At 62.6% G+C, this 26,625-nt stretch carries 22 protein-coding genes; 12 read left to right on the top strand and 10 right to left on the bottom strand.

Annotation, left to right across the window (positions count from 1 at the left end; all coding sequences use genetic code 11):
• Window positions 1–18 precede the first annotated feature (18 nt).
• From IAQ70_RS14120 to IAQ70_RS14085, 8 genes are all read right to left on the bottom strand, one after another.
• Window positions 19–2,139, bottom strand: coding sequence for a 3-hydroxyacyl-CoA dehydrogenase NAD-binding domain-containing protein (locus IAQ70_RS14120; RefSeq protein WP_190989942.1), 2,121 nt, complete (start codon window positions 2,137–2,139; stop codon window positions 19–21).
• Entirely contained in the window at window positions 2,136–3,338 is a 1,203-nt protein-coding gene (locus IAQ70_RS14115) for an acetyl-CoA C-acetyltransferase (RefSeq protein ID WP_190989941.1), read from the bottom strand. The genes IAQ70_RS14120 and IAQ70_RS14115 overlap by 4 nt, the downstream gene beginning before the upstream one ends.
• A 57-nt stretch (window positions 3,339–3,395) precedes the next feature.
• The gene (locus IAQ70_RS14110) at window positions 3,396–4,634 is read right to left on the bottom strand and encodes a cytochrome b/b6 domain-containing protein (protein ID WP_223860068.1); all 1,239 of its coding nucleotides are present in this window, start codon (window positions 4,632–4,634) and stop codon (window positions 3,396–3,398) included.
• A gap of 44 nt (window positions 4,635–4,678) precedes the next feature.
• Window positions 4,679–5,671, bottom strand: a complete 993-nt coding sequence (locus IAQ70_RS14105; RefSeq protein ID WP_190989940.1) for an electron transfer flavoprotein subunit alpha/FixB family protein — start codon at window positions 5,669–5,671, stop codon at window positions 4,679–4,681.
• Between the two features lie 45 nt (window positions 5,672–5,716).
• Complete coding sequence (locus IAQ70_RS14100; RefSeq protein WP_190989939.1) at window positions 5,717–6,496, bottom strand: electron transfer flavoprotein subunit beta/FixA family protein; 780 nt, start codon at window positions 6,494–6,496, stop codon at window positions 5,717–5,719.
• A 128-nt stretch (window positions 6,497–6,624) separates the two neighbouring features.
• On the bottom strand, window positions 6,625–7,818 hold the full coding sequence (locus tag IAQ70_RS14095) for an MFS transporter (protein ID WP_223860067.1): 1,194 nt from the start codon (window positions 7,816–7,818) through the stop codon (window positions 6,625–6,627).
• Window positions 7,819–7,996: 178 nt separating this feature from the next.
• A complete protein-coding gene (locus tag IAQ70_RS14090) occupies window positions 7,997–8,770 on the bottom strand; it encodes an enoyl-CoA hydratase/isomerase family protein (protein ID WP_190989938.1) in 774 nt (257 codons plus the stop codon).
• A gap of 39 nt (window positions 8,771–8,809) precedes the next feature.
• Window positions 8,810–10,393 carry an aldehyde dehydrogenase family protein gene (locus tag IAQ70_RS14085; protein ID WP_317983665.1) on the bottom strand — a complete coding sequence of 528 codons (1,584 nt, stop codon included), beginning with the start codon at window positions 10,391–10,393 and terminating at the stop codon, window positions 8,810–8,812.
• Window positions 10,394–10,726: 333 nt separating this feature from the next.
• Between IAQ70_RS14085 and IAQ70_RS14080 the strand changes: the two genes are divergently transcribed.
• The 4 genes from IAQ70_RS14080 to pntB all read left to right on the top strand — a co-directional run bounded on the left by IAQ70_RS14080 (window position 10,727) and on the right by pntB (window position 16,598).
• The gene (locus IAQ70_RS14080; protein WP_190989937.1) at window positions 10,727–11,485 is read left to right on the top strand and encodes an SDR family NAD(P)-dependent oxidoreductase; all 759 of its coding nucleotides are present in this window, start codon (window positions 10,727–10,729) and stop codon (window positions 11,483–11,485) included.
• Window positions 11,486–11,539: 54 nt separating this feature from the next.
• The gene (locus IAQ70_RS14075; protein WP_190989936.1) at window positions 11,540–13,027 is read left to right on the top strand and encodes an aldehyde dehydrogenase family protein; all 1,488 of its coding nucleotides are present in this window, start codon (window positions 11,540–11,542) and stop codon (window positions 13,025–13,027) included.
• A 542-nt stretch (window positions 13,028–13,569) separates the two neighbouring features.
• A complete protein-coding gene (locus IAQ70_RS14070) occupies window positions 13,570–15,123 on the top strand; it encodes a Re/Si-specific NAD(P)(+) transhydrogenase subunit alpha (protein ID WP_190989935.1) in 1,554 nt (517 codons plus the stop codon).
• Entirely contained in the window at window positions 15,120–16,598 is a 1,479-nt protein-coding gene (gene pntB, locus IAQ70_RS14065; RefSeq protein ID WP_223860066.1) for a Re/Si-specific NAD(P)(+) transhydrogenase subunit beta, read from the top strand. Before IAQ70_RS14070 ends, pntB begins: the two co-directional genes overlap by 4 nt.
• A 449-nt stretch (window positions 16,599–17,047) precedes the next feature.
• Here pntB and IAQ70_RS14060 read toward each other — a convergent pair whose 3' ends face one another.
• Together IAQ70_RS14060 and IAQ70_RS14055 are read right to left on the bottom strand one after the other, a co-directional pair.
• Window positions 17,048–17,542, bottom strand: coding sequence for a transposase (locus IAQ70_RS14060; protein ID WP_190989934.1), 495 nt, complete (start codon window positions 17,540–17,542; stop codon window positions 17,048–17,050).
• Between the two features lie 69 nt (window positions 17,543–17,611).
• Window positions 17,612–17,833 (bottom strand): hypothetical protein, encoded by a 222-nt coding sequence (locus IAQ70_RS14055; protein ID WP_190989933.1) that lies wholly within the window; start codon window positions 17,831–17,833, stop codon window positions 17,612–17,614.
• A 2-nt stretch (window positions 17,834–17,835) separates the two neighbouring features.
• On the opposite strand from IAQ70_RS14055, the gene IAQ70_RS23205 reads away from it, so the two are divergent.
• The 8 genes from IAQ70_RS23205 (at window position 17,836) to IAQ70_RS14015 (ending at window position 26,463) form a co-directional block, all read left to right on the top strand.
• Window positions 17,836–18,396, top strand: coding sequence for a GntR family transcriptional regulator (locus tag IAQ70_RS23205; protein ID WP_317983664.1), 561 nt, complete (start codon window positions 17,836–17,838; stop codon window positions 18,394–18,396).
• A gap of 822 nt (window positions 18,397–19,218) precedes the next feature.
• Complete coding sequence (locus IAQ70_RS14045) at window positions 19,219–19,689, top strand: YybH family protein (RefSeq protein ID WP_190989932.1); 471 nt, start codon at window positions 19,219–19,221, stop codon at window positions 19,687–19,689.
• Window positions 19,690–19,770: 81 nt separating this feature from the next.
• Complete coding sequence (locus tag IAQ70_RS14040; RefSeq protein ID WP_190989931.1) at window positions 19,771–20,220, top strand: nuclear transport factor 2 family protein; 450 nt, start codon at window positions 19,771–19,773, stop codon at window positions 20,218–20,220.
• Window positions 20,221–21,079: 859 nt separating this feature from the next.
• Window positions 21,080–22,681 carry an ABC transporter substrate-binding protein gene (locus IAQ70_RS14035; protein ID WP_190989930.1) on the top strand — a complete coding sequence of 534 codons (1,602 nt, stop codon included), beginning with the start codon at window positions 21,080–21,082 and terminating at the stop codon, window positions 22,679–22,681.
• A gap of 71 nt (window positions 22,682–22,752) precedes the next feature.
• Window positions 22,753–23,703, top strand: a complete 951-nt coding sequence (locus IAQ70_RS14030; protein ID WP_190989929.1) for an ABC transporter permease — start codon at window positions 22,753–22,755, stop codon at window positions 23,701–23,703.
• A 53-nt stretch (window positions 23,704–23,756) separates the two neighbouring features.
• Window positions 23,757–24,575, top strand: coding sequence for an ABC transporter permease (locus IAQ70_RS14025; RefSeq protein ID WP_190989928.1), 819 nt, complete (start codon window positions 23,757–23,759; stop codon window positions 24,573–24,575).
• A 48-nt stretch (window positions 24,576–24,623) separates the two neighbouring features.
• The gene (locus IAQ70_RS14020) at window positions 24,624–25,616 is read left to right on the top strand and encodes an ABC transporter ATP-binding protein (protein WP_223860064.1); all 993 of its coding nucleotides are present in this window, start codon (window positions 24,624–24,626) and stop codon (window positions 25,614–25,616) included.
• Entirely contained in the window at window positions 25,609–26,463 is an 855-nt protein-coding gene (locus IAQ70_RS14015) for an ATP-binding cassette domain-containing protein (protein ID WP_190989927.1), read from the top strand. The genes IAQ70_RS14020 and IAQ70_RS14015 overlap by 8 nt, the downstream gene beginning before the upstream one ends.
• The last annotated feature ends 162 nt before the right edge of the window (window positions 26,464–26,625 follow it).

The raw sequence follows: 26,625 nt of genomic DNA, 5'->3' as shown, positions 1-26,625 counted from the left end.
AGCTTTGCCCCGTTCGACCTAGCGCCTTTGAGGGTGGAAGCGCATGCCGTTGACCCGTTCCGAGGCGCCGGTCCGGTCCAGATAGGGGGTGATGCCGCCTAGGTGCAGCGGCCATCCGGCGCCGGTAATCATACAAAGGTCAACGTCTTCGGGAGAGGCCACGACACCCTCGTCTAACAACAGTCCAATCTCTTGTGCAAGGGCGTCCTGCACTCTTTCGAGCAGCTGGGCGGAGGTAGCCGGGGACGTGCCAAACTCCAGGAGATCGAGTGTGGATTGCGGGACGTTCCGGCCGCCGTCGTGGTCGGTGACCCAAAGCGTGGCGATCCCCTGTTCGACGAGCTTCGCCAGGTTGGCCGAAACGGTGAACCGCTCACCGAATGCAGTATGGAGGGATTCGGTGACATGCTGGGCGACCGGGAGGCCGATCATGGCCAGGAGCGTAAATGGTGTCATCGGCAGGCCCATGGGTTTGAGCGCGTTGTCCGCGATCCCGGCCGGGGTGCCGTTGTCGAAGGCCTTCGAGACTTCCGTCAACAGGCGCAACAGGACCCGGTTGACGACGAATGCAGCGGCATCCCCGACCAGCACAGTGGTCTTCCTCAGAGCCTTGCCGAGGACGAATACGGTGGCCAGCGCGTCCTCGCTGCTCTTCGGGGCGCGGACGATTTCCACCAGAGGCATGACAGCGACCGGGTTGAAAAAGTGGAAGCCGACGACGCGCTCGGGGTGCAGCAGGTCCGCCGCCATCTCCGTAACGGACAGCGACGACGTGTTGGTGGCGATGATGCATTGGTCGGAGACCACCGCTTCGACCTCGGCGAAGACCTGTTTCTTCACCGGCAGGTCTTCGAAGACCGCCTCAATGACGAAGTCTGCATCGGCGAAGGCGGCCTTGGACACCGACCCGCTGACCAGGGTCTTGATACGATTGGCCGCATCGGCAGAGATGCGTTTCCTCGCCAGCAGCTTGTCGGCCTCGCAGTGGACGTAACCAACGCCTCGGTCCACACGGGCCTGGTCGATATCTGTCATGACTACGGGTATCTGCAGCTGCCGCGCGAAGAGGAGTGCCAGTTGGCCGGCCATCAGGCCGGCTCCGACAACGCCGACCTTGTTGACCGGGCGGGCCAGCTCCGGATCAGGTGCATCTGACGGATTCCTGGACCGGTGCTGGAGCACGTCGAGGAACGCGTAAACCGAATCCTTGAACTGCGGTGTCTGAAGGAGCTCAACAACCGCCTCGATTTCCAGCTCGGCGGATTCGGCCTGGTTGAGGTTCCTGCCACGTTCAAGCAGGCCCAGAACCCGCGCAGGCGCCGGTGCCGCATCCGCAGTCTTTGAAGCAACGATGGCGCGGCCGGCGGCGACGGCGTCGTCCCAGTCCGCCGGCGTGTACGAAGCCTTCCGCCCCCGACGCTCGTCGAGCTGTCGCCGGCCGGCTGCATCGGCCCCGATGATCCGGGACGCCCAGGCCAGGGACTGTTCCAGGAAATCGCCTGGCTGGAAGACGGCGTCGGCAATCCCTAGTTCAAAGGCAGTCGTTCCGTCGAGAACCCTGTTGTTGCTCAGGGGGTTTTCGATCATGACTTTGACCGCGTTGGCCGGCCCAATCAGTCTCGGCAGCCGGTACACACCGCCCCACCCCGGGACCAAGCCGAGGTACGCCTCGGGCAGGGAGACGGCGCTGACTGCGGCGGAGATGGTGCGGTAACCGGCCGCGAGGGCGATCTCCAGTCCCCCACCAATTGCTGCACCGTTGATAAACGCGAAGGTCGGTACTGGCATAGAGGCGAGGACACCGAAGACCTCATGGCCGAGGGCGGCGAAGCCGCGGGCTGCCCCGGCATCGGCGAGTACTCGCATGGCTTTCAGATCCGCGCCGGCCGCAAAACTTCTGCCCTGCCCGGTGATACCAACACCGGCAAATTCACCAGCCGCCGCACGATTTTTGACGTGCCGCAGGAATGTGCATAGTTCGTTCAATGACTCGGGGCTGAAGGTGGCCGGGTTTCGGTCGCGCGCACCGGTCAACGTGATCAGTGCGAAGGTTCCCAGCCCGTGTAACTCAATTTCCTCCAGCGACGAATATTTGGTGCTCTCGCTGCCATCCGGAGCACCGGAAACGGCCGCGTTCACCGGACAGCCTTGAGGATCAGGGCTTCGCCCTGCCCGCCGCCGCCACAGAGGGCGACAACTCCGGTCCCACCGCCCGCGCGCTGCAGGGCCAGTGCCTGGTGAAGCACGAGCCGGGCACCCGACGCGCCGATCGGATGCCCGAGGGCGATCGCCCCGCCCTCGGCGTTAATCCGCTCCGTCTTGATGCCCAAGTCCTGGGCCGACTGGATGACCACGGAGGCGAAGGCCTCGTTGATCTCAATAAGGTCCAGGTCCTCGATGCCCAGGCCCTCGCGCTTGAGCGCGGCCTCGATCGCCCGGGAGGGCTGGGAATGCAGCGAGCCGTCCGGGCCGGCGGTCTGGCCGTGCGCACCGATCTCGGCGATCCATTCCAGTCCGGCAGCTTCGGCCACGGCCTTACTCGCGATCACGACGGCGGCGGCACCGTCGGAGAGCGGGGAGGCTGAGCCGGGGGTGACAGTGGCGTTCTCCGCCGTCGAGAAAGCAGGCCTGAGAGCCGAGAGGGCCTCCTCCGTCGTTCCGGGGCGGATGCCTTCATCGGCGTCGAATGTCAGCGCGCGACCTTTGCGCTGTGGGACGTCGACGGGGGCGATCTCGGCATCGAAGATCCCGGCGGCCTGGGCCGCATCGGCGCGCTGGTGTGAACGGGCAGAGACTTCGTCCTGGTCCCCGCGGCTGATGCCGCGGGCCGCGTTTCCGGCATCGGTTGCGGCACCCATCAGCTCCCCGCTGAACGGATCCTGCAGCCCGTCAAAGTTCAGCGAGTCAACCATCGGGGTGTCGCCGATGGTGACGCCGGCGCGCAGCCCCTTGATCAGGTGCGGGGCGTTGCTCATGGATTCCTGACCGGCCGCAACGACAATATCTGCCTCCCCGGCGCGAATCATCCGGGCGGCGTCGATGACCGCGGTCAGCCCGGAAAGGCAGAGTTTGTTGACCGTCACGGTGGGCACATCCCAACCGATGCCGGCACCCAAGCTGGCCTGTCGGGCCGGGCCCTGCCCCGCACCGGCCTGGATGACCTGCCCGACGATTACCGCCTCGATCTGCTCCGGGGCCACCCCGGCACGTTCCAGCGCGGCGCGGATGGCGTGTGCGCCAAGGTCGCTGGCGGACAGCGCGGCCAGGCCGCCCCGGAAACGGCCGAACGGGGTGCGTGCCCCGCCGAGAATGACGGGTGTTCTGCTCTCTGGATTCAAGGTAGTGCCTTTCGGAAAAACGGAAGTTACTTTATAAGATTGCCCGGCGGCCGGCACCTAATTCTTGGTCACGGTTCCCATCCGGGTTGCCAGCGGAGTCGTGAATACGGGCTTGGTGAGGAACCACGCGGCAGCGATCACGAGGATCGAAACCACAAAGATGCCCAGGCCCCACCAATCCACCACGTCACGGGAGGTGTACATGTGGTTGAGGTTGCCCAGCGCACCGGTGAAAAAGACCAGGAAGACATGGATCACGGTGAACGCCACGAAGTAGAGCATCACCGGAAAGTGCAGGGCGCGGGCGATCTCCAGCGGATAGATCCTATTCAGCGTTCCGGCCTTGGCCGGCCACCACGTCGACATCCGCAGTCCGGAAATGACGGCCACCGGCGCGGCGACGAAGACCGTGAGGAAGTACGCAGCCATTTGTAGGGCGTTGTAGTGCACCCACCGCTTCTCTAGCGGCCAGTCCAGGGAGGCGTACTGAATCGCAGCGGACACCATGTTCGGGAAGATATCCAAGCTCGTTGGCACGATCCGGGCCCAGTGCCCCGTGACAGCCAACAAAAGGATAAAAACGACCCCGTTGGCTACCCACAGCACGTCAAGCACCTGGTGCAGCCACTGGGACAGGGAGACTTTCTTGGGGGTGTTCCCCTTGGGCGAGAAGAAAGAATTCACCTTCGGCTTCCAGTACCCGGGCGCCCGTTTCTCCCCCCGTACTTGAAGTCCTGTGCGCACGATCAGCACCAGGAAGAACATGTTCAGGAAGTGCTGCCACCCCAGCCAGGCGGGAATGCCTTCAGAACTGCTTTCCGGGAGCCGTGAATGCCCCGGGTAGGTCGCAATGAACTCCTGCACAGCCGGCATCGTGCGGATCCAGCGGGCCAGCACCACCAGCACCACCCCAACAACGACGGTGCCCAGTATTGCGACGACGGGGCGCACCCAGTGAGAGCGACTGCCTGCCGCCAGCGCGCCCTCCTCGACTGCAGTGCCCGAGGCCGAAGATCGCGTACCACTCGACGAGGCCGGGACTGGTTCCACAGCAGCGCGGTCCGCGGATAGATCGGACGCCCCGGCCGATCCGCCCAGCCGCTGCCGGGGTACGGCGGCGACCAAATGGATCGATGGTGTCGATCCTATTCGTTGCTTCTGCGGCGCGGCCGGCTCTGGTGCCTGCGTGTAACTGCCCATGCGCTGGCGCTGGCGCGAGGCCAAGGCGGGGACCTTCTCTCCCTCGGGCGCCGTGTTGCCAGGGACGGGTGGTTGCTTGTGCGGGCCGGTAGTCATGATGGGGGCTCCTCCGGTCGATGCTGTCTTGATGGTCGTTTGGCTTAGCCCCGTCGGGCGCGCAGTTCGGCGACCAGCGCGGGGACCACGTCGAAGGCATTCCCGACAACCCCGAAGTCCGCGATCTCGAAGATCGGAGCATCCGCATCCTTGTCGATCGCCACGATGGTTTTCGAGGTCTGCATGCCGGCCTTATGCTGTATCGCTCCGGAAATGCCCAACGCAATGTAGAGGTCTGGGGCGACCGTCACGCCGGTCTGCCCCACCTGCAGTTCCTGTGCCGCATAGCCGGCGTCCACTGCTGCACGCGACGCGCCCACTGCGCCTCCAAGCGCGTCTGCGAGGTCACCGGCAAGCCCGAAACCTTCAGCAGAACCCAGACCGCGACCTCCGGAGACCACAGTCTTGGCAGTGCGCAGTTCAGGTCGATCGGCGGCCGGAGGGTGTTCGCTGACGGCCTGGATGACGGGCCCCGGTGCCCCTAGCGCCAAGGTCCGGCCATCCAGTATGGACACCTGAGGAGCATCCACGGCACTCGCCCGCTGATCGATGCTTCCGGGGCGCACACTGACAATGCAGGGGCCGCCCTCCACAGTGGACTCGGTGACGAAGTCCCCGCCGAAAACGGAGTGCTGGACGATCACTTCACCGTCCTGGAACCGAAGGCCCACGGCGTCCGCACATACGCCGCCGCCACTTCGCACTGCAAGCCTCCCTGCCACACTGCGGGATTCCACGGTCTGTGGAACGATAACAGCGACGGGCGCGAACTCGCCGATCAATTGGGCCAAAACGGCGACAGTCAACGTTCCCAGTTCCGTGGCAGCCCGGTCCGACTCGACCACGACCACGTGGGCGGCGCCCTGTGCCCCTAACTCCTGTGAGAGTTTCGCTCCTGAACCGGATGCGCTGACCACCACAGCAACGGGTGATCCTACGAGCGACGCAGCACCAAGCATTCCGGAGGACGTTCGCTGGAGGACGCCTCGGGTGGTGGTCTCAATCAGGACCAATACGGTGTTCTGGCTAATGTCCATTACTTTCCTTCTTTTGGTTCGAAGCTCGGTTTCTGTGCTCGGTGGTCAAATCAACCGACTCTCTGCAAGGAAAGCCGCCAGCTGGCTGGCAGCAGTCCCGTCGTCCAGGATTTTTGGACCTGCCCGCCTTGCCGGCTTCTGCTGCGCGGACACCATGACTGAGCGGACGGTAGCTGTTTCGGGGCCGGCCTGAATTCCCAAGTCGTCCAACGACCACGTCAGCAGTGGCTTCTTCTTGGCCGCCATGATGTTCTTGAAATTGGGAAATCGTGGTTCCGCAATTTTTTCCGTCACCGAAACCACGGCTGGCAGGGCCGTGGCCAACGTCAGGACCGCATCGTCAATTTGAACGGTTGCGGTGACGTCCGTATCGGTGATGGCCAGCCTGTCCGCGCCGGGGACCAGTGCCTGGCCCCTCAACTCGGCGATCATCGCCGGCAGGACGCCGGACTTCCCGTCCGTGGAGACGTTTCCTGCCAGCACCAGGTCTGCCCCGATCTTTTCCAACGCGGCGTGGAGCACCCGGGCCGTTTGCACCAAGTCTGAGCCAGCCAGGACCGGGTCGGTCACCAACACGGCGGAGTCCACGCCCATGGATAGCAGCTTGCGAAGGGTTTTGTCCGCGTCCTCAGGCCCCATGCTCAGCGCTACGATTTCAGTCCCCGGGTGGGAGTCCTTATATTTGAGGGCCACCTCAGCGGCTCGTTCATTGATCTCGTCCGGCACGGCATCAGAAGCCGACCGGTCCAAATGCCCGGTGACCAGATCCAGCTTACGATCGGACCAGGTGTCAGGAACCTGCTTGGCAAGAACGGCGATTTTCATCGGATATTTCTCCTTCGAGGCGTGAGGCAGGATGTCGGCTGAAGCGCCGGCGCCAAACCGAACGACCTTCGTGGTTTGCGGGCTGCTGCCACGCAATCTGTAGTTGAATTGTGAGACCAATAAAGCGTCTACGGTTGCGCCGCCGAACAACGACGTCCCTGTCGGGGTAGTCCTGCCATAGACCCGTGGCCGTGGACCAGCCAGTAAATGACAATCGCGGCAGCCATCATCCCGGACATCAGCAGGTACATGCCTGAGTAGCCGGTAAGCGGTATTAGGGCGCCGAGGATGATGGGCCCAGTGCCGACACCGATGTCGAGCATTAAGAAGTACGTGGAGGTGGCCACCCCAATCTGCCTCGGTGGCACCACCGTGACGGCGATGGCCTGCAGGCTCGTCAGCAGGGCACCGAAGCCGAGTGCGATCAACGCGGCAGAGATCAAGATCCCTGGGGTCGTGGGCCACAAGGACAACACAGCGAGTCCGGACATAAAGGACACAATGAGCGGAATGACTGCGGCGTTGTCCCCGAACCGGTCGTGGATCGGGCCGACGATGAATCGGGTCAATACGAGGACGGCGGCATACACAAGGAAGAAGGAACTCGCGACGGAGGGGCTGATGCGCTCTTGTTGGGCGTAGCCGTTGAGGAACGCCAGCACTCCCGAGTAGGCCATGCCCGCCAGCAGGATGACCAACGAGACGGGCAGGACCTTGCGCGAGAGCATCCCTTGAAGGGAGAAACGGGGGTTAGAGCGTGTGTCCGCAGGATAGTCCCTGCGCTCGTCTTCGTGCCGTGGCGGCTCGGGCAGCTTGACCAGGAGACCGGCCATGAGGCCGAAAATGGAGAAGGCAGTGCAGGCCAGAAACACGGCGTTGAACCCGAAGGCATCTGTCAGCTGGAAGGCTATTAACGGACCGAAGGCCGAGCCGGCCGTGGTGGACGTGCCGAACCAGCCTGTACCCTCGCTGCGGCGGTATGGGGGGATCAGGCTGATCACGGCGGCGGCCAGGACGGTGCTGGCAGCGCCGAAGGTGAAGCCGTGGACGAAGCGAACGGCGATCAGCAGGCCTAGACTGTTGGCCACCAAGTAAAGCGTCGAGGTGATGGCGGCGGCGGCCAAGGAGACGACCAGGATCCTGCGGCGGCCCATGAGGTCCATGGCCTGTCCGGTGGCCAGCCGGGCAACCACGGCCCCCAAGACGAAGGCGCCAACCGCTAGCCCGGACATCACATCCGAAGTCTGGAACCGGTCCATGGCATACAGGACCAGGGCAGTCATCAGTATGTAGAACACCATGGCGAGAAACAGGTTGGTCAAGGCCAACAGGATGAAGTCCCGGCTCCACAAACGCGCTGGTGCCGGAGATACGACTCGGGTCGTGGACAAGGAGAACCACCGACTTTCTGGAGAATGGGGAATTGGTCGGGACTGCGGCCGGGCCCTTTAGCGGCCTACCGCGCTAAAGACCGTGCACCGACACAGCCGTTGAGTGAGGTTACTTGTCCCAACCCGCCTCGCCTTTGCGACCGAGCGACCACATCTGTACGCCTCGCTCGAGCTCGACAGCGGCGTCCCAGCGGACGGCTCCCGGACCGAGCTCAAGATCAGCGCTGTGCTTGATCTTCCGCGCCAGCAGAGGATCGGCGGCGGCCAGCCGCAGCAGGCCACAGGCCTCGGCCAACATTGCCTCCTGTTCGATCGCCTTCCACGCCAGTCCCATACGCGCCGCTTCGACACCCGAGACAGCAACGCCGAGCACGGCTAACGCCATCGCTTGCTGCCGGGACAGCGATCGGCCAAGGAGGGAGATGTGCCCACCTCCAGGGTGGATGCGCCGCGCCAGGAATCCCGAGTCGAGCACTGCATCGGGGGTGACCAGCAGCAGATCCGTCGCCATCGCAAGGTTCAGCCCTGCACCCACTGTCCCTCCAGCGACCAGGGCGATGGACGGCACCGGCATGCTGCCCACCCGGGTGAACGCTCGGTACACTGCCGAAGTGCGTTCGATGGCCTCGGTGGAGGCTGGATTTGCCGACGACGACGCGAGGTCACGAGTGTCGGCGCCACTGCAAAAGTAGGCTCCAACGGCATCCAGAATCACACCCCCGATGGACCAGTCATTATCGACGAGATCGCAGAACTCCTCTATCTGTTCTGACATCTTGATGGTGATCGCGTTCTTGCGACGGGGGTTGTTCAGGGTGATCCGGGCGATTCCGTTCTCCACGTGGACGAGGATCGGCTGATCGTTTTCCTGCGGTTGTTGCACGACTCGCTCCTGTTGCTCTTCATGACTGTTGGTTACTTGTTAGTTGGGCGCGGGCGTCAAGATGCCGTTCACCCGGCGAGGGACGTTGTACGGATTCGTTTGCTGGGCCTCCGGCGGCAGCCATTCGTCAGGAACATCCTGGAAGGCTACCGGCCGCACGAAACGGTTGAGTGCCGCAGCCCCGATGGATGTCACGCCCGGATTGGATGTGGAAGGCCATGGGCCGCCGTGCTGCTGGCCCCAGGAACAGGAAGCGCCGGTCGGCCATCCGTTGACAACCACTCGCCCAACCTGTTCGGACAACCGCTGCAACAGCGCCGGTGCCTGCGGGTCGGCGCCTTCAGTTGCTGCGATGAGACTCGCCGCAAGGGAGGGTTGCAAGTTTGTAAGTGCGGCGAGTAGTTCGTCCTGCGAGGAGTACTCACACACCAGCACCACCGGGCCAAAGCACTCCTCGAGGAGTCGACTTCCGGGTGAAAGTGAGGAGATGTCGGCCTGCAAGACAGCTGCAGGCGCCGACCATCCAACGTTCACGTCGCCAAGCTCGACCACTGTCCGGGCGCCGGCGTGACGAAGTTCGACCAGGCCTTGCTTCACGGACCCTGCGATCCCCTCGGTCAGCATTAGGGGCCGCGGGTCGAGGGTCTCGAGCGCGCTGGCGACGCGTGCAGCAGCATCTGATCCGAAGGGCGCAAGCATGAGGCCGGGCTTGGTGCAGTACTGCCCGGAGCCGAGCGTGAACGATCCGACAAAGTCTTTGGCGAGTTGCTGCATGTCAGTAGCGCCCGCCTCGGTCACCACCACGGGATTGACTGTTCCCATCTCGGCGTACACGGGGATCACCCGATCCCGCTCGTTGCTGATCCGCCAAAGCGCCAGGCCTCCGGACTGTGAGCCGGTAAAAGCGACAGCGGTCACCTCCGGAGCCTTTACAAGCTGCACGCCAGCGGCACGACCAACGACCATCCCGAAACTTCCCTCGGGGGCTCCTGCCTCCGATAGTGCCGTTTGCGCCAACTCGGCCAGCCGGTGACTCAGGGCAATGTGCGCGGTGTGTGCCTTGACGAGGACAGGGCAACCGGCTGCAAGGGCGGCGCTGGTGTCGTGCCCCAGGACCCCGAAGACGAATGGGAAATTGCTGGCACCGAAGACCGCGACAGGGCCCAGTGGACGATTGACGCGAACCAGGCGGTCCGTCCCGGCCGCACCCTCATCGCGTGTCACGCTGAGGTAGGACCCTTCCGCTGCGACATCACCGTAGAACCGGATCTGGGCTGCCGTCCGCAGTACTTCCCCGTCGAGTCGAGCGCGGCCAAGCCCAGTCTCCCTATCAGCAATCGCGACCAACTCGTCGGCCTGAAATTCCATCGCATCCGCAATGGAATACAGCCAGTCCCTCCTCTGTGCCGGGGTTGCCTGTGCCACGCGCTCGGCGCTGGCGCTCGCCCGCTTCAACAAATCACGGACTTCACTCTCAGAGGTGGCCGGGGCAGTGCTGATTTGTGTCCCGGTACGCGGATCGAACGAGGTTGCAGTCACAAGCGTGCCTCCGGTTTGGGTGGGTGAAACAGGTTGAATTCCAAGCACACTAATCGTTGCGCGTAAACTGCGAACTGTCAACACTTGACACAAGCGCCTTACGATCAGGCTGACGTAGACGCGGGTTGACCGGCCGGCGCGTGCGACAAGGGGAAACGAACCCGCCCGCAGTCGCCACCGAGTGCTGGCCAGGGCAGCCGAGAAGGAGTCGTTGGTGATCGCGGGGCACTTCGATACCCAGAGTGCGGCGCGTCTCGTCTTCGACAATGAACGTTTCGGTCCCAGTTGCGAGAATTGCCCGGCTTTGATTCAGTTTACAGTTGACAGTTGGCTGTACCCGGATAGGCTTGGACCATAAATACAGGACAGCCGGTGCGCGGCAAGGATTGTCGCCGCCTGGGATCGGAGACGGAAAGCATGAGTGACTTGACAGGACGACGCATTATTGTGACGGGGGGGGCAAGCGGAATGGGCGCGGGTCTGGTCCGGGCATTGCCCGAAATGGGAGCGTCAGTGGTTTCTCTCGACGTAGAGGAATCCGTCGGCGGCAAGATCGCTGCCGAGGCGGGCGCCACCTTCGTCAGGTGTGATGTCTCCGACGAGCAGTCGGTGACTGCCGCTTTCGACGCTGCTGTGGACGTCATGGGTGGGCTCGACGTGCTCGTGCATCTGGCCGGCATCGCCCCGACCGCCACGGCAATCGAAACCGACGCGGACTTATGGGACCGGGTGATGCGGATCAATGCCCGCGGCACCTTCCTAACCAACCAGGCGGCTTTCAGGCACCTCAAGGGCCACGGTGGTCGCATCATAGATTTTGCGTCCGGCGCTGGCATGAACGGCTACCCCAGAAAGGGTGCCTATGCAGCGAGCAAGGGTGCTGTTCTGGCCTGGGTGCGTACCTGCGCCGTCGAATGGGGGCCTTTTGGGATCAGTGTCAACGCGGTGAGCCCGATGATCTGGACGCCGATGTACGACAAGACCCGCTCCGAGATGACGCCCGAGCAATTGTCCGCACACGACGAAATGATGGCACGCACCATCCCGATGGGCGGCCGTCTCGGGGACGTCCGAAAGGACCTGGTCCCCGTGATCGCCTTCCTCGCCGGCGAGGGATCCGGTTTCATGACAGGCCAGACCTTCGTCGTCGACGGCGGCCGCATCATGACCCGTTAGCCGCGAACCGGATCCCCGGCCGCGTGAAATACCGAACCCCTCAGGAGACCTCGCATGACCACGGCAGTGCACACAATTGATCCAGCCCGCGTTGAGTGGTGCCTGGATATGAGTATCGACGGTGAACCAATCAAGGGCCTCGGGGCGCCGATTATGGTACACAACCCTGCCACTGAACAGGTGGTTGCCATCGTCCCTACAGCCTCGCCAGAGCAGGTGGACCGCGCCGTCCGAGCTGCCCGCCGAGCATTCGAGCAGGAGTCATGGTTGGATCCGCACCTACGGAAGCAGGTCATCCTAACTATCGCCGAAACAATCGAACGCAACGCTGAACTCCTCACGGCCGCGATTGTCACCGAGGTCGGTACGCCCGTGACGTTGGCGAAGTCGTTGCAGATCGGCGAGCCGGTTGCGGTCCTGCGAAAGTTTGCTGAGCTGACGGTCAGGGATCGGACCCGCAACCTGGGGTACGCCGCGGGGCCTCCTCCTAGTGAGGGGCTTATCCGCTACCTGCCCTCCGGTGTGGTGGCGGCCATCGCGGCCTATAACTACCCGATACTGTTCGCTGCGATCAAGATCGGTGCCGCGGTGGCTGCCGGTTGCACCACCGTGCTGCTTTCGAGCCCCCAGGCACCCCTGGCGCTCCTGCTGCTCGGGAAGCTCCTGCAGGAGGCCGACCTTCCAGTGGGCGTGGTCAACTTCATTGTGGGTGAGGCCGAAACGGGAAAGGCCCTGACGACGCACCCCGAGGTCGACAAGGTGAGCTTCACTGGTTCGGTCGGAGTCGGCAAACTGGTGATGTCGCAGGCTGCTTCGGGCCTCAAGGGGGTAGCTCTCGAGCTGGGAGGAAAATCGCCCTCTCTGCTGCTGCCAGACGCGGACCTTCAGCAAATCACCACCCAGGTCCATGCCCGATACCTGCGCAATGCCGGGCAAGGCTGCTCATCACCCACGCGGATCCTGGTTCACCAGGACAGATACGACGAATTCATCGACCTCAGCCGCAGTGCACTGGCCGGGATCAAGACCGGTGACCCCTGGGACCCGACCACCGTGGCGGGTCCACTGATCAGCAGCCGTCACCGTGACACCGTCGAGGGGTTCGTTCAGCGTGCGCTCGATAACGGTGGCAGCATCGTCGCGGGAGGCGGTCGTCCCAGCATGGACAAAGGCTGGTACATGAACTCCACCCTCATCGGAGGCGTCACGAACCAGGCAGAGATTGCCCGTGAGGAACTTTTTGGTCCGGTCGGCGTCGTGTTGCCGTACTCGACGGTCCAGGAAGCGATCGACATGGCAAACGACTCGGCGTACGGGCTGGCTGCGACCATCTACGGCGATCCCCAGGCAGCCCAGATCATTGCGCCGAAACTTCGCGTGGGAACAGTGATGATCAACGGCTGGCTCCCCCGGCAGGACAAGGCCGGAGGCGGATTCAAGCTCAGTGGTATTGGTCGTGAACTCGGCGAGGACGGAATCATGGAGTTCCTAGAGACGCAGTTTGTCGCTTGGCCCGCCACCAGTCAAGACACGGTCGACTAGGAACTCGTGCCCGGGAGGTCGAACAGCCGGAAGGCAGCTGGCTTGACTCTGACGGCGTTGATGCCGCGGGATCATGCGCTGGACCGCTCACATCATGGAACAGCTCGAATCCAACACAACGATTTGCCCGAGCGCCCATGACGGCAAGGAACAGTAATGGGAGCGCGGACACTAGTCTGCGGTGAGGCACCCGATGGTCACTCGGATCATCACCTATCGCAACGAATTCGGTGCCTCACCGCGGTCAGATCGAGTGTCGCTCCCTACATCCAGTTCTACAGGGTTGTAGGGAGCTTGGCTGGAAGCGCCGTTAGCACGGCGGGCAGCCCTGCGAGGGGAGTAACGATACGAGTGTGAGGAACGTCCGAAGTTGGTCGGCAAAGGTAATCACGCGCCCTTCCGGCTTATTCGCCCGGGGTGTGGGTACACGAAATGGAACCCTGGCCGTCCGCGTCGTGCTGACAGCGCTCCTGTACAAAATGCCGGTTGTGCGCGGAAGCGGAATTCCGCACCGGCACGTTGATGAATGAAAGAGGATAGACGTGACACGTATTGGCATTGTGGCCGAGTTGGGTCGCGAGGCACGGGTGGCGGCGACGCCTGCCACCGTAGGTAAGTTATTGGGGTTGGGCTACGACGTTGTGGTCGAGAAGGGTGCGGGAGAGTCTGCGTCCTTCCGTGACGAGGACTATGCTGCGGCGGGTGCCTTGGTCGTGGGCGCTGATGAGGCGTGGGGGTCTGAGGTGGTGCTGCGGATTAATCCGCCCACCGACGACGAGATCGGCCGCCTCGCCGACGGCGCAACGTTGATCGGTTCGCTGAGTCCGGCTCTGCGGCCGGATCTTGTAGAGGCGCTGGCGGGACGGCCGATTACGGCATTGGCGCTGGACGCGGTGCCGAGGATCTCGCGCGCTCAGTCCATGGACGTGCTGAGTTCGATGGCGAACATTGCCGGATACCGCGCCGTCATTGAAGCCGCCCATGAGTTCGGCCGGTTCTTCACCGGTCAGGTGACTGCTGCGGGAAAGGTCCCGGCGAAGGTCCTGGTCGCCGGCGCCGGCGTGGCCGGTCTGGCGGCGATCGGTGCCGCGTCCAGCCTGGGAGCGATTGTGCGTGCCACGGACCCACGGCCTGAGGTCGCTGACCAGGTGAAGTCCATCGGCGGGACCTATCTCAAGGTTGAGGTAGCCGAGGAGATGAAGTCCTCCGACGGGTACGCCAAAGCCACGAGTGAGGCGTACAACGCCCGCGCCGCAGAGATGTACACGGAGCAGGCGGCGGATGTCGACATCATCATCACCACGGCCCTGATCCCGGGGCGTCCGGCACCGAAGCTCCTCACCGCCGAGGACGTGGCCGGCATGAAGTCCGGCAGTGTCATCGTGGACATGGCCGCCGGGCAGGGCGGGAACGTGGAAGGCTCCGTCGCCGGAGAACGGATCGTGACGGACAACGGTGTGGTGATCCTGGGCTACACGGATCTTCCGGCCCGCTTGCCGGCCCAGGCGTCCCAGCTGTACGGGACGAACATGCTAAACCTGCTCAAACTGCTGACCCCGGACAAGGACGGGCAGCTCCGGATTGATTTTGATGACGTGGTGCAGCGCTCGGTGACCGTGGTGCGGGACGGTGCAAAGACCTGGCCGCCGCCACCGGTCCAGGTCTCCGCCGCACCGGCGGCCAAGACCCAGACTGAGGTTGCCGAAACCCCTGCACCGAAGAAAAAGGAAGGCCTCAGCCCGGCCGGTAAGGCAGGTCTCTTTGCCGCCGGCATCGCTGCCCTGTTCCTGGTCAACGCGGTCGCGCCGGCGCCGCTGCCGCAGCACTTCACGGTGCTGATGCTTACGGTCGTCGTCGGATTCTATGTGATCGGGAAAGTCCACCACGCCCTGCACACGCCGCTGATGTCCGTCACGAACGCGATCTCCGGGATCATCGTCGTCGGTGCGCTGCTGCAGGTCACCTCGGACAACCTCGTGATGCAGGTGCTCGCCGCGGTCGCTGTGCTGCTGGCCAGCATCAACATTTTCGGCGGGTTCGCCGTGACCCGGCGGATGCTCGCGATGTTCTCCCGCGGAGACGGGGCCCGTAAATGAGCGCCGTACCCGAAGCAACAGCCCGAATCGTCTCGAGGAGCATTACCGTGTCTGACACCGTCTCCGGTCCGTTGACCGCCGACTCCATCGCCGGAGCTGCGTACATCGTCGCGGCCCTGCTGTTCATCCTCAGCCTCGCCGGGCTGAGCAAACACGAAAAGGCCCGCGCCGGCGTCGTGTACGGCATCACCGGAATGGTCATCGCCCTCGCCGCCACGGTCTGGCTGACCGTGCAGGGGGCCTGGGGCACCGGCGCCGGCCTGACCGGTTTGGTGCTGCTCGTGGCCGCCGTGCTGGTCGGCGGGGCGATCGGGCTCTGGCGCGCCCGGGTCGTGGAAATGACCGGGATGCCTGAACTGATCGCGCTGCTGCACAGCTTCGTGGGCCTCGCCGCGGTCCTGGTGGGCTGGAACGGCCACCTCGAAGCCCCGGCCCTTCCTGCGGACCTGACGGCGATCCACCACGCCGAAGTCTTCATTGGTGTGTTCATCGGCGCGGTGACGTTCACCGGTTCGATCGTGGCGTTCCTGAAACTCTCCGCCAGGATGAAGTCCTCACCCCTGATGCTGCCGGGCAAAAACGCGATCAACCTCGGCGCCCTCGCCGCGTTCATCGCCCTGACCGTCTGGTACGTCAACGACTCCCAGCTCTGGCTCCTCATCGTCGTCACCCTCCTGGCCCTGGGCCTGGGGTGGCACCTGGTGGCCTCCATCGGCGGCGGCGACATGCCCGTGGTCGTGTCCATGCTGAACAGCTACTCCGGCTGGGCCGCGGCAGCGGCGGGGTTCCTGCTGAACAATGACCTGCTCATCATCACCGGCGCCCTGGTCGGCTCCTCCGGTGCCTACCTGTCCTACATCATGTGCAAGGCCATGAACCGGTCCTTCATCTCCGTGATCGCCGGCGGCTTCGGCATCGCCGCGCCCGTTAGCAAGGGGGACGCGGATCAGGGCGAGCACCGCGAAATCACCGCCCAGGCCACCGCCGAAATGCTGGCCAACGCCTCGTCCGTCGTCATCACCCCCGGCTACGGCATGGCCGTGGCCCAGGCCCAGTACCCCGTCGCCGAACTCGCCCACCAGCTCCGCGAGAAGGGTGTGAACGTCCGGTTCGGTATCCACCCGGTCGCCGGGCGCCTGCCCGGGCACATGAACGTGCTCCTCGCCGAAGCGAAGGTCCCGTACGACATCGTCCTGGAAATGGACGAAATCAACGACGACCTCGGCGACACCTCAGTGGTCCTGGTCATCGGCGCCAACGATACCGTCAACCCCTCAGCCGCCGAAGACCCCGGCAGCCCCATCGCCGGGATGCCCGTCCTCCGCGTCTGGGAGGCCGAAAACGTCATCGTCTTCAAACGCTCCATGGCAGTCGGCTACGCCGGCGTCCAAAACCCTCTCTTCTACCGCGACAACTCCCAAATGCTCTTCGGTGACGCCAAAACCCGCGTCGAAGACATCCTCAAAGCGTTCTAACGCAAAGCTCCTCCCGACGCGTCTCGTCCAGCAGTCCACTTCACAAGGTCCCACCAACATGGCGCCGACCCGGACTGGTGCCCCGTCTGATATATGGAAACGTCAAAGGGCATTGCTGAACGGCTCCCAACTTCTTTGGTGGGCGCCGCTGGTTCGGGTGTTGTCAGGGTGGGGCGGTCGTGCTGGCGAGTCTTGTATTCGACTGCAGTGTCAGATTGATTTTCGCGGGCTGGTTTCCGCATGACGATTGTTCGGCTGGGGCTTATCGCTGTCTATGTTTCGGGCGTCAACTGCATGGGCCGTGTGCTCATAGTTGGGTCTCGAGTTAGCCCCAAAGTGCTGCCACGTCACGCCCGCCACGCATCCGGCCGACACGTTCTTTAAACCGCGTTCATGCGTTCCCCTTGCCCGTGGTCGCCTTGCTGGAGGGGTGCGGCCAGGGACCAGCACTAGCCGGCCAGTTCCCTAGCGACCGCGGTGTTGGCCGTGGCGGATCTTTTCTTCCGGGCGTCGCACGCTTCCCATTTGTGGTGGAGCCTGTGGTTGCCTTCCAGCGCGCGGATGCGGGTGGCCGGGCCGACCAGGTCCAGCTGCCGCAGTGGACGCAGCCCGGGCGTGACATAGGGGCGCCGGTGCTGCCAGGCTGCCTCCACCAGGAGCTTGCGGGCGTATCTGCTGCCGGCCTTAGTAATCGGGCCCTGATGCCGGGATTGGCCCGAGGACTGCTCACTAGGCACTAGACCGAAGTAGGAGCCGATGGTGGCGCCGGTGAAGCGTGTCCAGTCGCCGATCTCCACGGCGAGCCCGAACGCGGTCGTGACCTGAATGCCGCGCAGGCACATCAACCCGTCGACCACAGGCGTGTACTCACAGTCCCTGGCGACCGCCGCGATGCGCTGGTCAATGCGATGGGAGTGCGCCGCGAGCAGTTCTGCCTGTTCCACGTCGGCTTGATAGGTGAACTGCAGCACCGGGGCGTCGAAACGCTGCCTGTGCAGCCACGCTTGGTGTTCCTAGGTCCACTTCGTCTCCTTGGGATACCTGATGCCGTGGCGGAACAGGATCGCATTCACGTACTGGCAGGCATGGGCCAGGTTCTTCGCCGCCGTGGCCCGCAGCCGGGACAAATCCTGCAGGTCCTCCTGCTCTCGCGTCGGGACCCGCACCTCCGTGATTTGGCCCAGGGCGAGCATTTCCGCCAAAAGCCGGCGTCTCGCTTGTCCGTTTAAATGCATGAATGTCGGGGTGCCTATTCAAGGCTGTCGTCCCCCGCTGCGGCACTCTCGAAGATCCGCTTTGGCCCTTACCGGATCAAGTCCATTCACGTCCGGAACCACAGGAATGGCTGCTGGATCGAAGCGAACAGTCCCCTGACCGGCGTCATGTCGGCCCGTTCTCCCTCGACGTGCGCACGGCCGCGAAAAGCCGTCGGAGCACGAATCGAAACCGTCGCCAGCCAGAAGGCTATGCCCTACCTGACCATCGCGGACCTCTGCGACTCGATCGAAATCGAACAGGCCGGGCACCATCTCACCCCCTCAGAGGCCCCCTACCTGCGGCTGTGCCCTCCGTCATGGACGAATATTGCGAACGTTCGAACTCGGCAAGGTCTAGGTCCTGCGCGGTGACAACGACGTTCACCAGAGGGGAAGTGGAAGCGGGCCGGCATCTGGTGGAAACGGAACTGTCTGAGAGGGTCAAGATAGGCCGCGGCACCCTTCGGAAAGCCCTCCGCCAGTTCGTACAGGAAGGTCTCCTCGACCTGCCCTCGAGGGCAGCTCTCCGTCCGGCACTTTGACGAGAAGGAGACCAAGGACATTTTTACCGTCCGCGTGGCGCTGGAATCTCTGGCTGCGGTCGCCCTCTGCGAGCTCCCTGACCGCAGGCGTTTGTCCGGTCCCTGCACCTGGCAATCGATGCCATGGACCTGGCCAAGCGAGCATCCTTGGAAGAACGGGTTGTAACCGACATCGAATTCCACCGAACTATGTTCCGGCTCACCGGTAACGAAATTCTGTTCCACTGATGGGAGTCCCCGGAGTGGTTTGTCCGGTTGTCCATCATGTCCTCGGAATGAGTCGCCCACCGCTTCCCTCTTCGCCAGTGCAACAGCAGACTTTCGCACGTCAGCTGGTTCGCAGACGCACAAATGGGACCCGGTTTGCAGTGGGATTGTCAGCATTCGAGCAAAACATGATTTTTGCGCGGGTGGATCGACTTGTTGCGTGCACGTCGACGCTTGATTGGCGCCCTTTGCAAGCCATCGCCTTTGTGGCGATTCCTGCGCCTTGCGGTCAACAAAATACTGATGATTGTGAAGTGTTGGCAGTTGCGCTACAGTGTTAGACATCACATCGAAGGCCCCGAAAAGCAGAACTTGACTACGTCGAGCTGTACGCCAGCTTTTCCTTGGCCGTGAGCATCATTGCATAACTACCATGCTCAATAGCTCCGCTCAAGTGGCCTGCCACCCCACCTGGAGCGAACGCGAACACTCCCTCCGCAGGCCCTTCTACGATCGCCTCGCCGACCATACCAGGCGAACTCAGTAGTCCGGCAGACCAGAGCCTCCCCCAGGCACGTCGAACGACAAAATAACTTCCCTAACGAACGGAACATCATGACGATCAAGAACAGCAGCCCTTCCGTCTTCGATACCAGCGTCGCCGGCAGTGACGAGGCAGCGATCATCGAGATCGAGAGGGCTATGTCTCAGGCTCAGGAAGTGGACTCGATCACAGACCACTGGGCAGAGGACGCCGTATATTTCGACTTCGGCCCCGGAGTCTACCGGAGCCGGGAGGAGGCCAGGGCGGAGATCGAAGAGCAGTTCAAGGGGGTTACTAACCTGCGCACACAGGTCCTCGAGCTCTGCGTACGAGCAGAGCAATCCACCGGGTGGGCGTTCAGCATTCAGAACTTTGTTGCCGACAACCCCACTGGAGGCCCGGACCTCACCTTCGTGTTTCGCGAGACCGACCTTTTCGTCAAGGAAGGCGACCGCTGGCTGCTCGCGCACCAGCATCTCTCGGTTCCGGTCGACATGTCGACGGGGACCGCGGTGCTCAAGCCGGCGGATCCGTCCGCTTAGTTCTTAGCTTGTGTCGCCAGCATCCCCTCGGCCCCCGACACCCCCAGCCCTCCTACCCACTTCGCCACGAAAGGCACTCCCATGAACGAAGTCCCGAACGTCGCTGATACCGCAGCTAATTCGATTGCTGTCAACAAGAAGGTGGTCACGCAGTACATCGCCGCCTACTCGGACCTTACCGGCGTCACGTCCGAGCCACTGTTGCACTCAGACGCCAAGATCATGCTGATGTCTCGGGCCTCTGGTCTTCCGTTTGCCGAGAGCTACACCAAGCACGAATATCTCGATCTGTTCCCTGGCATGAGCCAAGTGCTTCCTGAAGGGATCGTGCACAAGGTCTGCGGCATGATCGCGGAGGATGATTGGGTTGCGGTGGAGACCGAATGCTTCGCCAATCTTCCCAATGGGCGGCAGTACAACAACCTGTTCCACTTCGCTATTCGTCTGTCTGGCGGTCAGATCATCGAGATTCGCGAATACTGCGACTTCCTGCACGTGCAACAAGAGCTGTTCTCGACCAAAGTCACTTAAGCCGGCCAATCAACGGACAGGGCCGGGCTTTATCGGCGGGGACTCCTCCATCGCGGTGTCGCCTACCCCCAGCGCGCCCAGGGCCGTAACATCATCGAGGCCCCTCCTGGAACGACGGCCGGCCATCGTGTCGGGAGGTACCTCAACGGAAATGCGCGGCGTCCATCCAGCCCACGAGTTGCTGCAGGTATCCGAACGCGACGAGGTCGACATTATCGGGGCCAATTGGAGCTCCACACCCTTAGTGCCGATCATCTTGCCTGTCTCGACGTCGACGAGGGCGTCTGCCGGTCACTGAGGATGGGCCGCGCGCTGAGCCTCCGACAGTTGATCACCGGCCACAGACACCTCGGGCTAGCCCGTTAGCCGCGAACCGGATCCCCGGCCGCGTGAAATACCGAGCCCCCCCTCAGGGACCTCGCATGACCGCGGCATTGCACAAAATTGATCCGGCCCGCGTTGAGTGGTGCCTGGATATGAGTATCGACGGTGAAACCGTCTAGGGCCTCGGGACGCCGATCATGGTACACAACCCTGCCACTGAACAGGTGCTTGCCATCGTCCCTACAGCCTCACCCGGGCAGTCAATCCAGGTCGGCCCAACCGGGCTCCATAAGACGCGGCAGAAGATCCACAGCCCCCATTTTATATTCGCAACGATAGTGGCTTTAGTAAGCAGTTATCTGTTGACAGATAACTGCTTACTAGCGTTTACTGTGACTGGTCCTGATGTGTCGTAGATCATGTCAGGGAGCGGAGGCTACCCCTTCCCGTGAACCCTAGGACAGGTCGGTTTCGCGACCTCGGCGGCGATGCGGCCGGCCCCGCCACAAAAGCAACCACAGAACAGGAGCACCTCATGGCCGTAAAAGTGACACGGTATCGGTATGCGGGAGTCCGCTGGCGTCGGATGACGATGGGACTGATCACGGCAATAGCATTGGCACTGGCGGGATTACTCGCGGCGTGCGGTGGCGGCGGCGGCTCGACTGGCGCCGACCCGGGCGCAATCGATAACGAGGCAACCCTACGCGTCGGCTACGCCGGCGCACCCGACACCCTCGACCCCCACATGGCGGTGTCCGAGGACTCGTCATCACGTTTCGGCCTCTGGGGTCTGTACGACCGCCTGTTCCACATCGGTAGCGACGGTGAGGTGAAGGGGCACCTCGTGACGGATTGGTCCTACGAGGCGGCCGGCACGACTCTAGCGATGAAGCTGCGTCAGGACGTGGTTTTCCAGGACGGGACCCCATTGGATGCCAAGGTGGTCAAGGCGAACCTTGATCGTGCGCGAACCCTGAACTCACCTGTAGTGAAGTCGCGTCTGGCAATGGTCGATGATGTGCAGGCGACCGGCCCTTTCGAGGTCACCCTGACGCTCTCCTCGCCCGTGCCTTCCATCCCGGCCGTACTGGCCGAGACGGCCGGGATGATCATGCACCCGGATCTTATCGCCCATGGCCACCCGGCCACCGAGGTCAATGGTTCGGGCCCCTATCAGTTGTCGTCATTCGTGCCCGGCGAATCTTTGGCGATGGAACGGGAGAACTCCCACTACTGGGACCCGGAGGCGGCTAAGGTCAAACGGTTCGTGTTCGTCGGGATCGGTGACAGCAAAGCCTTCACCAACGCGTTGCTTGGCCGACAGATCGACATTGGTCAGTATATGCCGAACCAGCTCGCCGACCTTGAGGGCGACCCCAACCTCAACACCATTCAAATCGATCAGGGCAAGGGCCAAGACCTGGTGTTGAACTGGAAGCAATCACCCCTCGACGATCTGCTGGTGCGTCAGGCCCTGAATTACGCTCTCGACCGGGACACCATCACCCAGGCCTTCTTTCCAAAGTCGAAACCTAAGTGGCAGTACAACCGTGAGGGTTTGGCCGGTCACGATCCCAGTGTCGGGCAGACCTACTCCTACGACCCGGCGAAGGCAAAGTCGCTTCTGGCCTCGGCCGGGCACCCTGACGGCATCGACTTGGGCACCATCTTGGTCAGTTCCGTTTCAACACCTGGCGTGGCCGAAGTGGTCCAGCAGCAGCTTGCCGAGGCTGGAATCTCCGCCAAGCTGGAGACGGTGGATGTGTACGGAATCCTGTCTCGGTTCGCGAAGGGCAAAGACGTTGCCGCGCTCACCTTTGTCACTTCCGGGACCTCGCCATATACAGGATCGGAGTATCGCTGGCTGCGGCCGTCATTCAACCCGGGCGGGGTGACGCCGAAGTTCCAGTCGCTGATGACAGGGGCGAACAGCGGGGCCTCGGCGGAGGAGCTCGAGGCGGCATATCGGGCAATCGACCGGTATGTCGTAGAGAATGCGTGGTCGGTGCCCCTCTCGAGCTTTGGCACACTGTGGGCCTCCGACAAAAAAGTTCAGGGGTTGAACGATAAGGCCGACTTCGCGCCGACTCACGGCCCGGTCGATATGCGGTATGTGTCGGTCCTCAAGGACTGACAGGCCAGGCGGGGGCCGAAACTCTCCCGGTCCCCGCCGGCAGCCGCCCAACACTCAACTCTAGGAAAACTATGACTTTGCGATTTTTGTCGCAGCGGGTGATTTCCCTGATTCCGCTGCTGTTCCTGCTGATCCTCATCGTCTTCGTGATGGTTCAGTTGGCCCCGGGAGATCCTGCAGCCATAGCGGCGGGCCCTGACGCATCGCCCGAGGCCGTCGAACAGGTCCGCCGGAGCCTCGGGCTGGATGGCTCTTTTCTCGACCGTCTGGTGAGCTATATTTCCGGCGCGGTGAGGGGAGACCTTGGAACCTCTTACGTGTCGAAGGAGTCCGTCACCGATATCATCTCTCGTCGCTTGCCACGCACTCTATCGCTGGTAGTCCTCGCAATGATCGTCTCCGTGGTCGCGAGTATCCCCTTGGGCATCATCGCAGCGCTCAACAAGGGATCGTGGCTCGATCGCGGAATCACCGGCCTCGCCGTCTTCCTATTGGCCGTACCACCCTTCGTATTCGCAGCCATACTGGTGGGCTGGTTCGCCCTGGGTGGGTTGCGTATCTTTCCTCCGACGGGGTACATGCCCATGAGTGAGGGCTTTGGTGAATGGTTCAAGTACGCGGCTCTCCCGGCCTTGGCTATTGCAACGATCAGCCTTGCCGAGTTGACTCGGATGATGCGCGGCTCGCTGGTCGATACCTTGGAGGAGGATTACATCAGAACGGCGAACGCCAAAGGCCTGAACCGCCTACGAATCGTGGGCAAACACGCAATGAAGAACGCCGCCATCCCATTCATCACGATTCTCGGTCTTCAGGTAGGCAGGATAATTGGTGCAGCTGTGATCGTCGAGGCAATCTTCAACATCCGTGGGTTCGGGCAGCTCGGAGTAGAAGCCGTGCTCCAGCGCGACATGCCAATCCTTCAGGGGGTTGTCCTCGTCAGCGGATTGATAGTCATCATCACCAATCTTGCCGTCGACATTTCGTACGGCTTCTTGAATCCGAGGACGCGTACTCAATGACCACTTCTGCTTCTACCACTCCCCTACGGCCACAGGCCAGGCGCAAACGACCCATGGGTCGGACAACAAAGCGGTTTCTGGCCGACCGGGTTGGCCTAGCCAGCTTGGCGCTGTTGATTGCCATCGTGTTGTTCGGCGTCTTGTCCTTGATATGGACTCCTTACGACACAGCGGCACAAGATCTGCTGGCCCGCATGCAAGGGCCCTCAACGGCTCACTGGCTGGGCACCGACAATCTTGGACGTGATATTTTCAGCCGGCTTATGTGTGCAACCTGGACCGCCGTGGCCTCGTGCGTGCTTGCACTGACCATTTCGCTTATCGGCGGCGTCGGCTTGGGTCTCATTGCCGGGTATCTGGAGGGTCCACTGGATGGCCTTCTCAGCCGCCTAACCGATGTACTGATGTCGCTGCCGCCGATCCTCTTCGCAGTCGGCATTGTCGGCGCGCTGGGCCCGAGCCTGCAAAATGCCATGATCGCCATAGGCATCCTGCTACTGCCACGGTTCTTCCGCCTAACGCGCATTACAACAGTCGAGGTCAAGAACGAGACTTTCGTGGAGGCCGCACGGAGTTCCGGGGCGGGACCACTTCGCATCGTCTGGTTCCACATTTTGCCAAACATCGTTGCACCGCTCGTGATCCAGGTGTCCCTGGCGGCGTCGGTTGCGATTGTCGCGGAAGCAAGTCTGAGTTTTATCGGCCTCGGCATTCAGCCCCCGGACCCCAGTTGGGGATCAATGGCCAAGGAAGGCTTTGACCGGCTTGCCCAGAACGGCTGGATCATCATTCCCCCATCAACGATCCTCATTCTGGCAATCCTGATGCTGTCCCTGCTTGGTGACAGCCTGCGTGACGCCACGGGACGATAAGGAGTCGACATGTCGGAAGCAATGACACTAAGGAGTGCGGGCCCTCTCATGACTCAGGAGCTCTTAACGGTGGAGAATCTTTCCCTGGAGGTACAGGGGCCCCATGGAAACGTCACGTTGATCGACGATGTCTCGTTCTCGGTCGGCGCCGGGGAAGTCGTCGGGCTGGTTGGTGAATCCGGATCTGGAAAGACTGTTACATCGCTGTCAGTCATGCAGCTGCTGCCGCACAACTCTCAGTTGTCGGGTTCAGTCAGACTCGACGGCAAGGAACTCACCACGATGTCGCGGAGGGAACTTGGGAAGGTCCGCGGTGTGGAGCTGAGCATGATCTTTCAGGAACCGCGCCGGAGCCTGAACCCTGCGTTCACCGTCGGTGACCAGATTGCGGAATCCGTGCGCCAACATCAGGGGGCATCGCGCAAGGAAGCGTGGGCGAGGGCCGTCGATTTGATGGACCTCGTGGAAATCGATGATCCGTCCCAACGCGCCCACCAATACCCACATGAGCTTAGTGGCGGCATGTGCCAACGCGTAATGATTGCCATGGCACTCGCCTGCGATCCGAAGATGCTCATAGCCGATGAGCCCACGACTGCTTTGGACGCCACCGTTCAGAAACAGGTTCTTGAGCTGATCCTCCGAATACAAGAGGCGTCTGGGATCGGGGTCCTGCTGATTACCCACGATTTAGGCGTAGTTGCTGAGGTCTGTGACCGGGCCATAGTCATGTATGCCGGTCGCATCGTCGAGTCTGGCCCCGTGCTCGATCTCTTCGACAATCCTCAACACCCTTACACGGCTGGGCTGATCCACTCCATGCCTGACGTGGTCCGCCACGAAAAAAAGATGGGTGCGATCCCCGGCGTAGTGCCACAGCCAGATCAGTTCATCAGCGCCTGCCGGTTCGCGGCTCGTTGCCCCTACGCCGCCCCGGAATGTCTGGACGGCTTCGTGCCGCTGCAGCCAACACCACGCGGCGGCCAGGTCCGGTGCATCCGGTCCGGCACTCTTGATCTATCGGAGGCTTTCTATGACTGAATCAGACGTTCGCACGACTCCAGCCCTCCAAGTGTCAGGGCTAAAGAAAAGTTTTGTCATTCGCCGGAATCTTCTCGGACGCGCCACTGCACGGCATGAGGCCGTCCGCGGCGTGGACTTTTCGATCGCTCACGGTGAGACGCTGGCGCTGGTCGGGGAATCCGGAGCGGGGAAATCTACAGTCGGCCGAATGGCCCTGCGACTCGTGGAGCCCGAGGGGGGCACAGTCTCACTCCTGGGAGAGGACATCACCGCTCTGTCGCGAAGTGCGCTGCGGAAAATTCGTGCCAGGGCGACCATGATTTTCCAGGACCCCTTCAAGTCTCTGGATCCCCGCAGTTCAATCCGCTACTCGATGCACGAGCCGATGTTGGCCCAAGGCACCTACAGCGCGGACGAGCGCGACGCGAAAGTCGCTGCGCTCATTGAGCGTGTGGGGCTAACCCAAGCCCATCTCAACCGGTACACCTACGAGATGTCCGGGGGGCAATTGCAACGCGTTGCGATCGCCCGAGCGCTCACCACCGACCCGGAGGTCGTCGTCTGTGACGAGCCCGTCGCCGCACTTGACATGTCGGTCCGGGCACAGGTCATCAACCTTCTCCGCGAACTTCAATCCGAGCGTGATCTCGCGTATCTCTTCGTCACCCATGATTTGTCCTTAGTGCAAGTCATTGCCGACCGAGTGGCGGTGATGAAGGCTGGTGAACTTGTGGAGACCGGTCCCACCGCGGAACTTTTCCAGAATCCGGAGCACGAATACACGCGGACGTTGCTGTCAGCGATGCCGGCCTCGCACCCCCGCGACCGGAAGTTGAAACCCTCCCGGTTCGTCGCCTCGCTCTAGCGCGCGCGAATCGGCTCGAGGCATGGTGTTGATGCCGCATAACAGTGAACTGCAAAAGGAGTGGTCCGGTCGAGAGCAGCAGTAGATTCCGTTTGGGCAGGAGCCGGTGAGGCACAACCTGTATATAGGTCTTGTGACGTCCGATCGGCGCGGTGACGAGTA

The organism is Pseudarthrobacter sulfonivorans, from assembly GCF_014712225.1.
Taxonomy (GTDB): Bacteria; Actinomycetota; Actinomycetes; order Actinomycetales; family Micrococcaceae; genus Arthrobacter; species Arthrobacter sulfonivorans.
This window is presented reverse-complemented; position numbering and strand designations above follow the sequence as displayed.